We start from the raw sequence: 15,778 nt of genomic DNA on the forward strand, positions 1-15,778 counted from the left end.
ACCTTTATGTCACCGAAAAGAATCGAGCACACCATTCAGGGACGCCGCCTACTGAGCGGAACCCCCCTAGTTCGCGCAAATTGATAGAGCGCTGGCCGCGTCGTACTTGCAGATCAGGGCCGTCGTCGTAGCCTCGTCACCAGCCGTGCCGGTTGGCTGGTAGAACTTTGATCCGACGAAGTTGACTGTTTTTCTGACGGCTGTTCCGGATACTCCGCCGATGTCGATGCCGAGTTGCGCATCGGCTGCGAGGCGGTCGGCCTCCGCTGCGGCCGCGTCATCTTTGAAAATGTTCGGCCCGACGGTATATCGGAAGTCGTGCTGGGCACAGCCTTTCCACCATTGTGGCCACGTTGCCGCCTGGGGCAGACCAGTGCATCCGTTGGAATAGAAGCTACGTCGCAGTTGCTCTGCTTCGCCGTTCGTGTCCTTGATGATCGCTGTCCTCAGCAGGATGAACTTGTCGTTCGGCAGGGCTGCTACTTGGCCGTAGAGTTCCTTGCTGAACGACGCTCCTGGCGCTGCATCGTCCTGGCTGGGCGCCGAGCCGTTTGTCCATGTTTCCGGTGAGTCGCCACCGGCGCCGGCGCGACCCTCCAACGAATGGTCCTGGAGCCGTTGTTGGCTGCAGTCCTTGGCGGCAAACCTCGCCATTGGATCGTCGGATGCTTCGTCGTCGGTGGCCGGGGCGTCGCTGCAGGAGACCGCGGCGTCCGGAGCGTCGCCTTCAGTGGCTGGTGTCTCCGATGCGTCGGTTCCTGCGGCAGGTTCCTCCGGTGCGTCGCCGACCGCAGCACGTTTTTGCCGACCGTCACTCGGGGTACTTGGGTCCGCGGAGCTGGGCAAGGCGTCGGTGGAGGCACCCGCTTGCGAGCCAGCGTCGCCCGGTTCGCATGCGGAGACCCCGAGTGCGGTAAATGCGAGTGCTGCCACTGTGACAACCCGCAGCTGGGTTGATCGAGTCATGAGGCCATGAAGAAGCATGGGGAAATTCACCTTCTTGATTCTTGTCACAGCAAAAATGAAGGATTGGCAGAGCGCCGTATGCTGATCCAGGCGAGAGCGTGTGAGGATTTAAGGTTGCCAGCGCCTCAGCATTCATGGAAGATCTTGATGATCTACTTCGCGCCTATCTCTCTAATGGGATGCAAGGCGTCCTGCGCTATGACCATTACACGAACCGTGCTGCTCTATCAAAGGTCTGGGGGTATTCATCGTTTTGCACACAATTTGCGTCAGGCCGGGCATCCCTCATCAGTACGTGGTGCTGTGGCGCCAGACCCTCTTCCGAGATCTCTAGTGGCCGGATCACGGTGGTGGGAGGTCTAACCCGATAGCGGCCATGGGGCCCTTGATGAGACCGGATCGGTACCGCTTCCGGTTTGGGGGGCTTCACCCGCCAGGTGGGTTGGTCGATGCTGTGTTCGGTGATGTGCCGGGGTCCTTCCTCCCCAGGTGCGACCATGCGCCCACGAGCCGGTTGAACTTCGGAGCATACGGCGGCCGCTGATACACGGTCGGCCATAGTCGCCCGGCGATCAAGGGTCATATCGTGCGGTTGCTGTGCGAGTTCAAAGTGAAGTAACTGCCGGGAAGTGACCCATGATTGGTTCTGCGGTACTTGTGGACGACCGGGGCCCGGTGTGAACATCGACCGCTACGGAGCCGGCGGGGACAGCCGTGAACGCCGGGCCCGCCGTATCCGTAGAACAGCGCACAGTGTCCCGCCCGGCAGCCGCTCCCGAATGGAACCGATATGAAGCCTTCCTTCCGTGCCCAGCTGATAGAGCGGAACCCGGGCGAGCCCGAGTTCCACCAAGCGGCACAGGAGGTGCTGGAAACCCTCGAGCCGCTCCTCGCGGCACGGCCCGAGTTCGCCGAGGCGAGACTGGTGGAGCGGATCTGCGAACCGGAGCGCCAGCTGATGTTCCGGGTGCCGTGGCAGGACGACTCGGGCGAGATCCACGTCAACCGGGGGTTCCGGGTCGAGTTCAACAGCGCGCTGGGACCGTTCAAGGGCGGTCTGCGCTTCCACCCCTCGGTGAACCTGGGCATCGTGAAGTTCCTCGGTTTCGAGCAGATCTTCAAGAACGCCCTCACCGGACTGAACATCGGCGGCGGCAAGGGCGGCAGCGACTTCGACCCGCACGGCCGGTCGGACTCCGAGGTGATGCGCTTCTGCCAGTCCTTCATGACCGAACTCCACCGCCACCTCGGCGAGCACACCGACGTCCCGGCGGGCGACATCGGCGTCGGCGGCCGCGAGATCGGCTACCTCTTCGGCCAGTACAAGCGCATCACCAACCGCTGGGAGGCCGGCGTCCTGACCGGGAAGGGCCTGGAATGGGGCGGCTCGCAGGCCCGCACCCAGGCCACCGGGTACGGCAACGTCCTGTTCACCGCCGAGATGCTGAAGAAGCGCGGCGAGGACTTCGACGACCAGCAGGTCACGGTCTCCGGCTCCGGCAACGTCGCGATCTACACCATCGAGAAGGCCCAGGCCCTCGGCGCCAACGTCCTGACCTGCTCCGACTCCGGCGGCTACGTCGTCGACGAGAAGGGCATCGACCTCGAACTCCTGCAGCTGATCAAGGAGGTCGAACGCGGCCGGGTCAGCGACTACGCGCAACGGCGCGGCATCTCGGCCCGCTACGTGGCCGGCGGCCGGGTGTGGGACGTGCCCGCAGACGTCGCCCTGCCGTCGGCGACCCAGAACGAGCTCGACGCGGACGCGGCCGCCGTGCTGGTCCGCAACGGAGTGAAGGCCGTCTCGGAGGGCGCCAACATGCCCACCACCCCCGACGCGGTCAAGCTGCTGCGCGCCGCCGGGGTCGCCTTCGGGCCCGGCAAGGCGGCCAACGCGGGCGGCGTCGCCACCAGCGCCCTGGAGATGCGGCAGAACTCCAGCCGCGAGTCGTGGTCCTTCGAGCGCACGGCGGAGGAGCTCGCGACCATCATGCGCGACATCCACAACACCTGCCACGACACCGCCGAGCGCTTCGGCGCCCCGGGCGACTACGTCGCCGGCGCCAACATCGCCGGCTTCGAGCGCGTGGCCTCCGCGATGCTCGCCCAGGGCGTCGTCTGACGGGGCCGGCGGGGCTCCCAATCACGTCAATGCGTCCGCGGCAAGTACACCGAGACCCGCCGGTTCATCAATGGAAGGGTCGCTCCGCACGTCGCCCTGGAGCCCAAGGCCGGTCGATCAAGCACCGAACCGTCGGATTGATTTGGTGGAGTCACGCACGACGTTGTCGCCGACCTCATTGATCTCTGACGGGCTCGGGCTGCCGATGCCAAAGAGCTTGGCAGTCCAGGCCACCGTCCGAGGGAAGGGAACTGTTGCCAGGGCGATGTTGCTATCCCTCCAACATCTGAGAGGACAAGCGGGCGCTCCCAGGCGGTGCCTGCTGGAACTGGGAAGACCGGCAGACCGGGCCAGTGTGACCCGCTGGGACAGCAGCCCCAACCTGCGCCGGATCCTCCGCCCTATCCCAGCCGGGTCGGCTGCAACGGCAGGCAGATCCTCGAGCGCGTCTGCGACGACGTGACGTAGATCGTGTTCCCGGTCCGTGAAACGCCTCCACTCCAGCCGGGCCCTGCCCCATTTCTGGAGGGCCGATCGCCGTGGCCGACGCCACGACCGCAAGCACTGCGCCAGGGGCCGTTGGCGAACACTTACAAGCGTCGGAGACTCCAGGACCGGGCGCTACGACAGCGATCGCGACCAGTGCCAGCCCGGTTCGCCCAGACCAGCGCCATCATCTGTGGGGGTACGGATGAACAGTCCGCAGAACTTAAGGTCATCGTTTCGGGACAATTGACTTCTCGCCGACGAAATTCTTGTCAGGGTGACCCAAGTTCGGCTGACGTCGCCCTAGTTGATCAAGACCGCTGATACAACTGGGCCCGGAGTTGAAGCGTTCATCAGGCAAGTGAGGTGAGGACCATTTCAGTGGCCGTGAGCCAAGTGCGAAGCTGAGATTTCGGCTTCTGTCTCTCGACCTGACTCACATGTCGGCTGCGCGGCTGCGAGTTCAGCGTCACGCACTGTGGCGTCCGTCCTGGTCGCGAGGGTGCCCTGGCACGGATAGGTGGGCGTGATGCATGGGAGAGCCCGCTGTCCGGGTCGGAGCGGGCGTAAGCCGGGCATCAGCTCCTGTGCGAATGTGGCGGCCTGCTCGCGACACCATGGGTGAGCGATAGCGGCATGCCCTCCTTCTCGGTGTCACGGAACAACTGCTGCGGAGCGGTGCACAACAGGCCGGTTCGTCGCCAGCCGACGTGTCATGCCCGGGTCGGCGCTGGACGTCCGTGAACACCGCCTGCTACTCGATGCTCGGAAGGGTTGCAATGCATCCGGTCCACCACGAATGGCTGACGTTGACGGCCTCCTACGCCATGGCCTGCCTGGGCTCGGCGTTGGGCCTTCGTTGCATGGCCCGAGCACTAGCCACGTTCGGGTGGTCCCGCCACGGGTGGCGGCTGCTGGCTTCCGTCGCCCTCAGTTGCGGTATCTGGTCGATGCACTTCATCGCCATGCTGGGCTTTGGGATCGCGGACACCGATGTCCACTACGACGTGCCCCTGACCTTGTTCAGTCTCTTGCTGGCAGTAGTCGTTGTGGGCATGGGCATCTTCTCCGTCGGCTACGGCCAGTCGAAGCGCCGCCTGATGCTAGGCGGCCTCGGCACTGGGCTTGGTATCGCTGGCATGCATTACGTGGGAATGGCGGCGCTGCGGCTGCATGGTCACCTCACGTACTCCTGGCCGTTTGTCGCCGTGTCGGTAGTGGTCGCCGTCTTGGCAGCCACATCTGCCCTGTGGGCCGCGCTCTCCGTGAGCCGCCCTTGGCCCTGTGCCGGCGCCGCGTTGGCGATGGGGCTGGCCGTCAGCTGCATGCACCACCTCGGCATGGCAGCTCTGCGCGTCCGCGTGATCCCGGCTCGGTCAGCCCTGCCAGGTGCCTCAGGTACGGACTTCATAGTCCCCTTGACCATCCTGGTGGGATCCTTCCTGTTCTTGACTGCGGCGTTCGTTGCGCTTTCGCCGAGCGAGCTTGCACTGCGCGCATCTGCAAGTGCCACATAGCGAAGCGACACCTGAGCCCTGGTCGCGTCGGCGACCTGCTTATTCCAGCCACCATATCCCGACTGAAGAGGACATCGTGCGAGCATACTTTGATTCGCTAGAGAAACACCTGACGATTAAGAAGGCTTCCTCCCAAGGCAACTCCGTGCACGAGGACCATCGGAGAAACAAGCTGAAATTCTACGAGTTGCCCTGGATCCGCCCCAGGTCGGTTCGAGCAAAAATAATTTCGCTCCTCATGGTGCCCATTATTTGCCTGATGGCCTTGTGGGCGTTTGTCACCGTCATCACCGTGCAGACCGCTTCGGATCTGACGCGGTCTCAGAAAATTAACGCCGATCTGCTGGCACAATCCCGGAACGTTGTCGCCGCAGCGCAGGCGGAGCGGGCGACAGCCCTGAGCTATCTTGCTGCTCCGAGCCGAGAAGCGCACGCCACATTCATCTCCCGTGCAAAAGACACGGATGCTGCCATCCGCGGCGGCCTCAGAGTCAACACGCTCGACCCTCGCCCCAACGCGGCGCAGCGTCTCGACCACCTCCGGAAGGCAGCGGGATCTCTCACGGCGCTACGTGCTCGCGTAGAAGCGTCCGGAGAGCGACAGACCGCCGGAGGTAACCGCCCAGGACCCAGGCGTGGTTCAACCGTCGAGGATGCTACTGCCGCACGATGGGCCGACACCTATAGCTCATATACAGCCGTGGTCGACCAAGGATTCTCCGTCAGCGAATTGCTTGTCGCGGAAATCGAGAACTATGCGGTCGCACTCGTTCCGATGGAAATTTTGCAGGCCCGCGAAATGGTGTCCCGTGAGTCTCTCATCCTCATAGTCGCCCGGGACAAGGGCTCTATGAACGATCAGCTGCACCGGGAATTTCTGGCGTCTGTTTCCACGCAGCGCTTTCTGCTCAACACTTCAGCCGGTGACCTGAAGCCCACCGACCGGGACCCTCGTACGGAACTGGCCTACCAGGCCCTCCGCACATGCGAGGACGCGGTATCGGCCGCCGGACCCAGGGCCGGGTGCTCGGCGAGCAGGCAAGGATGGGAGAAGACCGTCCAACCGGTGATGACGGCGTTGCTTGGACTGGAGTCCCAAGCCGGTGTTCAGCCCCAGGACCAAAAGGACAGTCTCGATAACGAGGTACGCAGTGACTCCGAAGTCATGATCTTTCTGGGGCTGGGCGGTGTGCTCCTGTCCCTGCTGGTAACTGTTCGCATCGGGCGGGGGCTCATGACGGACCTGGCCAGCCTGCGGATGACTGCGGCCGAGCTGGCAGAAAGCAGTCTCCCCCGCGCTCTGCGGCGGTTGGACGCTGGTGAGCGGGTGAGTATCGATGTGGAGGCGCCTATTCAACGGCATGGTCGCGACGAGATCGGCCAGATCAGGTCTGCTCTCAACGCGCTGCACCGGGGGGTGTTGCATCTGGCATTCGAGCGTGCCTCGCTGAAGGAGGCGGTGCATCGGGCAGACATAGCCAAAAGTGTGTCAGATGTGTACGTGAGCCTGGCGCGGCGCAGCCAGCCGCTCCTGCAGCAACAATTCGAAGTGCTGGATGGCCTGCAGCGGTCGACTCAGGACCCGCACATGCTGGGTGAGCTCTTTCGCCTGGACCACCTCACCGCGCGTATGCGTCGGCATACGGAGAATCTCATCATCCTGTCCGGCTCTACCCCGCCGCGGTGGTGGAGCGAGCCGGTCAGCCTTCTCTCGCTGCTGCGGGCAGCTCTCGCCGAGGTACACGACTATCCCCGGGTCGAGATGCACGACGTCCCTGCGCACTATCTGGCAGGCTCCGCGGTTGCTGATCTCTCGCACCTGATCGCCGAACTCCTCGAAAACGCCCTGACTTTCTCCCCGCCCACCACGATGGTGCGGATGCGCGCTGAGATGCTGGCCAGCGGGCTGTCCCTCAAGATCGAGGACCAGGGTCTCGGTATGAGCCAGGAGACGATGCTCCAGGCCAACCGTAGGGTCCAGGAGCCGCCCGAGGACAGCCTGACGGGCGGCGGCCAGCTCGGCCTGTTCGTGGTGAATCGGCTGGCCCGGCGGGCGGGTGTGAAGGTCCGGATCGGCAACTCGGCCCAGCACGGTGTTACCGCTACAGTCCTCATCCCGCGAACACTGCTGCGCACGCAGACGCGGGCGACTCCCGCATCGGTGACGCCAGATCCTCCATCGCCGTCCCCACGCCCTCCTCGGCCGTCACATCCCGACCCGCTCCCGCCACCGCCCGATCCGCCGCTGCAGTCTGAAACGGCGAGCACTGCCGGCTCTGGGGGTTCACTCCCCCGCCGTGTCCGGCAGACGAACCTCGTGCCGGAACTTCTCAACGCGCCGGGCCGGCCACTATCTCCTGCCTCCGGTCTCGAGGCCGGGCCTCGCAGTCCATCGGCGGCCCGGGCAACGATCGTCGCCCTGCAAAGGGGATGGCAACGAGGGCGGGGTGCCGGATACCCGGCCGGGTTCTCCGAGGACAGCGCGCCCGTGCGCCCGCACCTGGCGGAAACAGCTACCCCAGCCACGGATCTGGGCGGTTCTGTGGTGTCAGAATCACGCCGCGAATGGCGGGGCGAGGTTCCAGCTGGGCAAGAGGCATCGACCGATGCGGCAGCGACCCCGCCGGAACCGCTGGTGATGCGCACCCATGAGAACACTTCAGGAGGTCGGACTCAATGACTCTGCCAGCTCACGAACTCCGGAACACGGACTGGCTTCTGGATGATTTCGTCTCCCGTGTACCGCAGATCCGACATGTGGTGTTGCTCTCGGGCGACGGTCTAGCAGTCGGCGCTTCCAGCGAGCAGGAACGTGCTGACGCCGAGCGGTTGGCGGCTATCGCGTCCGGGCTCCACAGCCTCGCCAACGGCATCAGCCGTCAGTTCCACGCCGGCGCAGTGTTGCAGAACATGGTGGAACTGGAGCGGGGATTCTTCTTCGTGGTCGCGGCCGGGGACGGCTCACGACTCGCCGTCCTCAGCGAACTCAACGCCGACATCGGCCTCATCGCCTACGAGATGACTCGCCTTGTCCAGCGGGTCAGTGAACACTTGGGCCAACCCCTGCGCACCGAAATCCCCGGGCTACTCCACGAGCCCGATGGCACCACCCCATGACGGATCACAGTGGGCCGAGTGATGAATGCTCAACCGTGCGCCCATTTGCGATCGTCGCTGGCCGGACCCGTCCCGCCCAGGGGGACTTCGATCTCATCTCCCTCATCAGCAGCAGGCCGCCGCGCGATGGTGTGCCCACGGGTTCGCCGGAGGGGAAGGACATTCTCACGCTCTGCCAAACGCGCCCCCTGTCCGTCGCGGAGATCGCCTCCGATCTGGGACTTCCCTTGGGCGTGATCCGTGTTCTACTCGGGGACTTGCTGGATGCCGGGTACATATGCGTCACCCACCCGACACCGACGCTCTGGCTGAACGATCAAAACGTTCTCAGAGAGGTGGCTAATGCCCTCCGTGCGCTCTGACGAAACGGACAGCCATGACTTGATCGCCATCAAGATTCTTGTCGCCGGCGGCTTCGGCGTAGGAAAGACCACATTCGTCGGTGCGTTGAGTGAGATCCACCCGCTCCAAACCGAGGAACAGGTCACTCACGCGGGTCAGCAGGTGGACAGTCTCGGCGGAGTACCGGGGAAACGCACGACCACCGTCGCGATGGACTTTGGCAGGATCACCCTCAGCGACAGTCTCGCCCTGTACTTGTTCGGGACACCAGGCCAGGAGCGATACTGGTTCGTGTGGGACGAGCTGGCCCAGGGAGCCCTCGGGGCAGTGGTACTGGCTGACACCCGTCGCCTACCGGACTGCTTCCCCGCGATCGACTACTTCGAGCGGCGTTCCATCCCCTTCATCGTGGCTGTGAACTGCTTCGAAGGAACGCACACCTTCGCGAAGCAGGAGGTGGCCCTGGCTTTGGATCTCAGCCCGGATACACCGGTCTTGTTGTGTGACGCTCGCGAACGACGCTCAGGCAAGGACGCACTCGTTATGCTCGTCAGCCATGCGAGTCGCCAACTGGTCAGCAAGTTCTTGGTGGAGTGATGTCGCGTGAGGGGGCGAAAGACCCGGCTTGGGGGGCTGCTCCACTGCGATCCGGACTCGACTGCGCGCAAGAGCGCCACAATGGAACCATGCGGCTGCGGCAGGTTCGCCCGCCACGGTCTGGGGCAGGCTACCCTAGGCGCTGCGCCGTGCTGTGTCCTCAGACGCTGCCAGCGGGCACCCCGAGAACCCCCGCGGGAAGTCTCCGATTGGTCAGGCGGTCAACGCGACCAACCACCTCGCCGGCCGGATGATGGCAGGGGGCGTCCTGCGCCTTGCGCACCTTGTCGGCAGCCCTGGTGCGGTTTTGTCCGGACGCTCCCCATCGGCAGCGTTCGGCACCTGCTGCTCCGGTCCATACACTGGGTCGGGCCAGCCGCCTTTCCACCGGGTCGCCCCCGCGGGCTAGGACTGGCGCTCTCGCCCACCCAGCCGCCCCGACGCCTCCCACCCTTCGCCGGGCTAGGCCGCCGAATGGTCTTTGTCATCAGGCGCAGACTCCTGCTCACATGTGCTCCGCCCGCGCTCGGTTGAGATACTTTCCCTGTGACCCACCCCGTTGCGCGAGAAGGACAGCCGTACGGGACTGCAGCGGTACGGAGGGACAGCTCACATATGGAAGAGAGGTCTAGTCCCGAGCGGGTGCTGGCAGGCCGCTATCGACTCCTGTCCGAAATTGGGCGCGGCGGGATGGGGGTGGTGTGGCGTGCCCGAGACGTAGTGCTGGACCGGGAAGTCGCGGTCAAGGAAGTCTGCGCGCCTATAGGGCTCGAGGGGTACGAGGTCCGTCAGCTGTACGCCCGATTGGAATTCGAAGGCCGTGCTGCGGCCCGAGTCGACCATCCCAGCGCCATCACTATCCATGACGTCGCGGTCGCGCATGGAGTCCCTTGGATCGTCATGGAGTTGGTTCGCGGACCGTCACTGGCCGACGTCATCGATTCCGAGGGGCCGTTGCCTCCCACGCGCGTTGCCCAGATCGGTGCACGGGTGCTGGCCGCACTGCGAGTGGCGCACGCGGCAGGGGTGCTGCACCGTGATGTGAAGCCGGCCAACGTCCTCATCGGTGACAACGGCCGAGTCGTCCTCACGGACTTCGGCATCGCCTTGATCCAGGGAACGTCCGGCCTGACGCAAACCGGAGAACTGATCGGCTCGATGGAGTTCCTCGCCCCTGAGCGGGCGAACGGCATGGTGCCCGGGCCTGAGTCGGATCTGTGGTCACTGGGAGTCCTGCTCTACATGGCGGTGGAGGGCATCTCCCCGTTCTTGCGTGACACCCCACTGCGTACTTTGCGCGCGCTCGTCGACGAGGACTTCCCGCCCCTACGCAAGGCCGGTCCGCTCGGCCCCGTCCTGAACGGGCTGCTGCACAAAGATCCGGCGCAACGGCTGAGCGGCCTGGCCGCTCAGTGGATGCTGAACGAAGCCGCAGCCGGACACACTCCGGGGTCGGACTGCAGCTCGCTGTACGAAGCAACGCCGCGAACTGCGGGCAGCTTGTCATTCACGCCCCTGGCCTCGCTCTACCCTACGGTCGACGCTAGACCCAGTCGCTCGATCATCACGCCGGAACGCAGATGGCGTAAGCGTACAGCGCTCACGCTCGTGGCTGGCCTTCTCGCCCTGATACTCGCAGCGTGCGGGGCGACATGGGCGCTGACGAACCCAGAAAGCAGAGGTGATCGGTCACCTACACCTCCGCTCCAGGTGCCCCCAACGTCCTTCAGCGCCAGGGGAACTGGTGAACTGGGCATTGTTTATGCGTCACCGCGCGCACCAAGAGACGCCTTCGGTGGCCCATCGGCCAGGGAAGCATGGCGGCGCCGGATCGCCTGAGCCGTGCGGCGGCATACACCGACCAGTGGATCGTCCTCGACGCTCTGGCGCCGAGCGCCCCATGCTGCTGGGCCGGGTGGATAGGCCTTCTCACCAATCCTAAGCGGCGGCCTCTCGTGAACTGCTCGGCGCAGGATTGTTGGTAAAGCCCTGCTGGGTCAGGTCCCGGTCGCCAGTATTCGCCACAGGCCGTCCGACCGCCGCCCCCTTATGGCCATTGGCTCAAGGCTGGCGGCCCAGCCCGCGCGCTGAAGGACGCCAGTACCCCCCTCGCCGGCACCGCAGAGTTCCGACGGCGTTGCGGGGCACCGCCATGCTTCACCTGCTCAAATCGTTCTGGCCCAACTCGCAGTCCGAGGAACCTTCGCGTCCCCACCGCGCGCTCGACCGCCCGCTTGCCGACCGATCGGCACCTTGACCGGTGGCTTCCTCGCTCGGATGGCCGTGGCCTGCACTGCTGTTTCGACCTGTCACAACCGGCGTCCGAGAAGTTCACCAGGGGTCCTGGGCAATCGGACGACTACGGGTCATGGCGCGGCCCATGGTACGCCGCAGCCGATACTGAACAAGTCGCAGCACAGGCAGCGTCGGGCCCGCATCTCGCCCAACGACATGGCACACGACGGTAGTTGCTTTGGCTTCGGGCCGCCCTGAGTACCCATCACGGGTCAATCGGAACAGAGGCAGCCTCCGACTGCGTAAGGGTCCTTCTGGTAACGTCTTGCAATTGTTTGGCACTCGCTGCTCCGGTTGGCCGGCAGCCTCCAGTTGGGCAAACGACTTGCTGCCTCATCCACTTGCAGTCCTGCGGTCATCGGCCGGCCACTCCCAACCGCAGTATGCGCGGTTGCTAGCCGATACACACGCCGACTTGGGGTTTGGTCATATGGCCGCGCGTCGGGAGAAAATCTCCCGATGGGAATCCGGCCACGTCGTTCCCGACCTGACGACACAGTTCGCCATGGCGCATCTACACACTGTGCCACGCAACGAAGTCATCTTGCGTGGCTGGCCGCAGTGGCTACGCATCGCCATCGGGGAGAACGAGCTGTGCTTCCTGCCCTGGACATCCGAAGGTGCCACCGCCGCGCTGCGCGCAGTAGCAGAGAAGCCCAGGGTTGTGCCCGCAGCGTTTCCGGCTACCGCTGGCGACAGCGGAGCAGCCCTGGTTGACGACTGGCTAGCTGCGGTCGATAACGTGCCCGCGCCAGGTCGGATCGGTCGTGACATCAACGCGGATGTGGCGGCCATCGTTGAGACCCGAGTGGACGCGCTCGAGCTCATGGAGAGGAGGATCCAGCCACGGGTGCTGCTACCCGTCGCCCGCTCTGAACTCGACCTGCTCTCTTCTCTCTTGCTCCGGGCGGGCAACGACCAGGAAGCCACAGCCCGGTTGCAGGTCCTAGCGTCGAGAGTTTCCTATCTGGGCAGCGTGCTGGCTTTCGCGTGCGGCGAGTTCGCCCTGCGCGAGAACCTCCTGCTGGTCTGCATGAGAGCTGCGACCGCGGGTGGTGCACCTGGTATGGCCGCCATTGCTCTAGCTTCCCTGGCAAGCCTGCACCTCGACCTCGGTGCTACGGGAGACGCGCAGAACCTGGTAACCGCCAGTCGAAAAATCGCCGATCGAACGGATCCCATTCCGCGGCTGGACGCGCTTCTGCATTGCCGCCAGGCGTGGATTCACGCTCAACTCGGAGAAACGAAAGACAGCCAGCGGTCCTTCTCCAGTGCTCTCACAACCTATAACGCCGAGCCGACCATGAAGTCTCCCTGGACAATCTTTCGAATATCCGAGGAACTGCTGCAACTGACGGCCGGGGTCTCTGAAATGGCCCTCGGTCAGCCAGTCAAGGCGTTGAACCACTTCTCGCTCCTTACGCACGATGACCCAAGCGGCACCTACTCCCCCAGCATTGTGGCCATCTATCTTCCTGACGTCATCGATGCACAACTGGCCGTCGGCGAGGTGGAAGCCGCCGTTGACACGGTTCGCAAAGCTCAAGGATCACTGCAAGGCACCGATTCGAAGCTTCCGCAGCACCTCAAGCAACGCTTCTCCTCCTACCGCACTGTGCCCGCCGTGCGTGACCTGATGGACCGTGTTGCAGGCGACAGGTCTCGCGTGTGCAGAACTGGGAAGGACTTCACATGAACCCATCGCAGGCACGTCGGCCGGAGCCGCGACCTGGCCAGCGGATCGGGCCTTCTACCCTCGCCGCGATAGAAGACCGTTTGAACGCACTGGTGCGGTTGGACCGGCGCTTGGGATCCGCGCGACTGCGCTCCGCGGCCGAGGCCGAGCTCACGCTCATCACCACGCTGATCTCCGATTCCACATACGATGCGGGCATCGCAGCAGGCCTCTATGCCGTTGCTGCCACAGCAGCCGGGGTCAGCGGATGGATCGCCTACGATTCCGGCGACCAGACCCTCGCCGAGGCCCGGTATACCATCGCTCTGAGCTTCGCCAAGGAAGCCGCCTGGCCGGCGGATGTCGAGCTCAGGACCTACCTCGCAGCCCTACTGGCACATCAACAGTGTGCAGTCGGTGAGTTGACGACCGCGCTGCACCTGCTGCAAGCGGAGGATGACACGGTGCGGCGGGGCTGGACGAGCCCACGCACTGAGGCAGCGTTCCACTTGGCCAGTGCGCGCGTGCACGCGACGCTGCGGAATGCCCAGGCAAGCTTCCAGTCCATCGACGCGGCGCGGCGCGCACTCCAGCACAATGGCGTGTCGCTTCCCACCATGCTCAACTCATGGGTCACGCCCGTGCAGCTGGAGCTGGAGGCCGGGTACGACTTGCTGGCCCTCGGCCTGCCCCGGCAAGCTCTTCCATACTTCGATGTACTGCACACCGAAGTGTTTCCTGCCCAGCAGGACGTCCGCCAGTCGTCCATCCTGTTCACCGCTGCGGCCACCGCGCATCTTCAGACCGGAGACCTGGACGCCGCCGTAGCGTGTGCCCGCCACGCGCAGGCGTTTCTTGTGGCGGTCGAATCTACGCGCGCCACACAACGATTGAGCGGTCTGCGGCGAATCCTGATGGCACACCAGCAGGCACCCGCGGTCCGCGCATACTTTGATGAAATCGAGTGAGACAGCGCTTTCTGCGTCGGCCGGGGGGCGCAAGCGGCGGGCATCATGCTCACCGGCAAGGGCCGTCACGGTCCCCGAGGAGAGACCGAGCTACTCGGGGCGAGGAGTGCTCGGGGGGTGCCTTCCACTTTCAGATGACCTTTAGTCAATTACTCGCAAGTATCGTTCCCTTCCGTTGCGTAATGATCCATCGCACACGGAGAGTGTCGATCTGTGTCAGACAGACAAGTACTGCGGAGCCCTCTCGCAGAACTGCGGGCTTCCGTGGGACAGTCCCACCGCGAATATGCACAATTGGTGGCCAACACCCATGCCGCCTTGGGCTACGGCCGCATGGCGGCGCGCCGGGAGAAGGTGTCCCGGTGGGAATCGGGCCGGATCGCACCTGAGCTGACGGCACAGCTGACCATCGCGCATATTCACAAAGTGCCCCAAATGGAGGTTATGCGCCTGGGCTGGCCGGATTGGCTGTACCTCGCGGCGGGAGCTCAGTCGCTGGTAGGCCTGCCATGGACGGCTCAGGCTGCCGCCCAGGCGTTGCGCGAGGGCACGCGGGCTCGTCCCGCCCAGCCGCAGAGCTTTCTCGTCGTCACCGGAGGCGCCATCACAACACTGATCCGCGACTGGCTGACTGCCCTCGACAACTCCCCATCACCGATGCGGGGAGGACCACATATCCATGCAGACGCCGTCGGTGCGTTGGAGAGCAGGGCGGGCGCCCTGTCGGAGATGGAAACGCAGCTGGGTCCCGCTCTCCTGGGTCCCGTCGCCCACGCAGAGTGTCAGCTGCTCGCGAAGTTGCTGAGCGAGGTCGGCTACGACGAGGACTCTGGGGTTCGGCTGCATCTTCTTGCCTCGGGGATCTCTCATCTGTGCAGTCGTTTGAACTACGTCACGGGAGATCAAGCCGGGGCGGAGCGCCTGCTCCTGGCCGCCGTCCGTACCGCTACCACCGCAGGTGCGCCCCAAACCGCCGCTGCATTGATAGCTACGTTGGCGAGCCACCACATGGACATCGGGGATCCCCGCGACGGCTTTGCCTTGGCCGATGCCGCCTGGGCGGTCGCGCGCCGCACGACCGCGCCGCACCGGCTCGTCGCACTGCTGCACATCTGCGAGGCTCGCGGCTATGCCCGGCTTCGCGCGGAGACGACCAGCGCGTGTGCCTTCAGTGCCGCCGCCGGCGCCTTGGCCCTAGGTCCGGCCGCTCACGAGCCACCGGTCGCCGACTGGGTGACCATGGAAACGCTAGAATTGAATGTCGGCGCGTCCCTGCTCGACCTCGGTCAACCAGCGCGGGCTCTGGACCACCTCGCGGCGCTGATGATTCCGACCCAGGACGGCGGCCCTGCTCCCGGCCTTCGGGCCTTGTACCTGCCGCGGCTGGCCAAGGCCCAACTGGCCGTCGGCGACGTCGAGACCGCACTGCAGAGCGCCCGCACTGCGTTGGGACTGCTGGAACCCGCTCCCGCCCACAGGGATGCCACACGCGAATTTCGCCACATGTTCGCCCCGTACTGCCGGAACGCTGCCGTGCGTGACTTCCTCGACCTCTGCGCGGTCCCCCCCGGCGCACCCCCCCACGAACCATCAAAGGACGCGTCATGATGCCGTTTCCCGAGGCGCCAGGACGCCACGGCACACGCCAACTGCCAAAGTATGAGCAACCTCAATGCCGCTCCGTCGCAGCACG

The 15,778-nt window shown here is 64.8% G+C and carries 10 protein-coding genes and 1 pseudogene; 10 read left to right on the forward strand and 1 reads right to left on the reverse strand.

The features are described from left to right. Window positions 1–66 precede the first annotated feature (66 nt). Window positions 67–1,014 carry a hypothetical protein gene (locus ABZ721_RS23665; RefSeq protein WP_358790674.1) on the reverse strand — a complete coding sequence of 316 codons (948 nt, stop codon included), beginning with the start codon at window positions 1,012–1,014 and terminating at the stop codon, window positions 67–69. A gap of 742 nt (window positions 1,015–1,756) precedes the next feature. Between ABZ721_RS23665 and gdhA the strand changes: the two genes are divergently transcribed. The 10 genes and pseudogenes from gdhA to ABZ721_RS23715 all read left to right on the forward strand — a co-directional run bounded on the left by gdhA (window position 1,757) and on the right by ABZ721_RS23715 (window position 15,693). Then, window positions 1,757–3,088 carry an NADP-specific glutamate dehydrogenase gene (gdhA, locus tag ABZ721_RS23670; protein WP_358790675.1) on the forward strand — a complete coding sequence of 444 codons (1,332 nt, stop codon included), beginning with the start codon at window positions 1,757–1,759 and terminating at the stop codon, window positions 3,086–3,088. Between the two features lie 1,349 nt (window positions 3,089–4,437). After that, on the forward strand, window positions 4,438–5,091 hold the full coding sequence (locus tag ABZ721_RS23675; RefSeq protein WP_358790739.1) for an MHYT domain-containing protein: 654 nt from the start codon (window positions 4,438–4,440) through the stop codon (window positions 5,089–5,091). A 76-nt stretch (window positions 5,092–5,167) separates the two neighbouring features. Further along, a complete protein-coding gene (locus ABZ721_RS23680; protein ID WP_358790676.1) occupies window positions 5,168–7,771 on the forward strand; it encodes an ATP-binding protein in 2,604 nt (867 codons plus the stop codon). Then, on the forward strand, window positions 7,768–8,208 hold the full coding sequence (locus tag ABZ721_RS23685; RefSeq protein ID WP_358790677.1) for a roadblock/LC7 domain-containing protein: 441 nt from the start codon (window positions 7,768–7,770) through the stop codon (window positions 8,206–8,208). Before ABZ721_RS23680 ends, ABZ721_RS23685 begins: the two co-directional genes overlap by 4 nt. Then, on the forward strand, window positions 8,205–8,570 hold the full coding sequence (locus ABZ721_RS23690) for a DUF742 domain-containing protein (RefSeq protein ID WP_358790678.1): 366 nt from the start codon (window positions 8,205–8,207) through the stop codon (window positions 8,568–8,570). Before ABZ721_RS23685 ends, ABZ721_RS23690 begins: the two co-directional genes overlap by 4 nt. Continuing rightward, window positions 8,551–9,147, forward strand: coding sequence for an ATP/GTP-binding protein (locus tag ABZ721_RS23695; RefSeq protein WP_358790679.1), 597 nt, complete (start codon window positions 8,551–8,553; stop codon window positions 9,145–9,147). The genes ABZ721_RS23690 and ABZ721_RS23695 overlap by 20 nt, the downstream gene beginning before the upstream one ends. Window positions 9,148–9,762: 615 nt before the next feature. Further along, window positions 9,763–10,821: pseudogene (locus ABZ721_RS23700) on the forward strand (serine/threonine-protein kinase); the annotation flags it as partial. Between the two features lie 1,036 nt (window positions 10,822–11,857). Further along, entirely contained in the window at window positions 11,858–13,138 is a 1,281-nt protein-coding gene (locus tag ABZ721_RS23705) for a hypothetical protein (protein ID WP_358790680.1), read from the forward strand. Between the two features lie 80 nt (window positions 13,139–13,218). Further along, a complete protein-coding gene (locus ABZ721_RS23710) occupies window positions 13,219–14,085 on the forward strand; it encodes a hypothetical protein (protein WP_358790681.1) in 867 nt (288 codons plus the stop codon). Between the two features lie 297 nt (window positions 14,086–14,382). Then, window positions 14,383–15,693 (forward strand): hypothetical protein, encoded by a 1,311-nt coding sequence (locus tag ABZ721_RS23715; RefSeq protein ID WP_358790682.1) that lies wholly within the window; start codon window positions 14,383–14,385, stop codon window positions 15,691–15,693. Window positions 15,694–15,778: the final 85 nt, after the last annotated feature.

Origin of the sequence: Streptomyces sp. NPDC006733, assembly GCF_040636125.1 — a bacterium.
Taxonomy (GTDB): Bacteria; Actinomycetota; Actinomycetes; order Streptomycetales; family Streptomycetaceae; genus Actinacidiphila.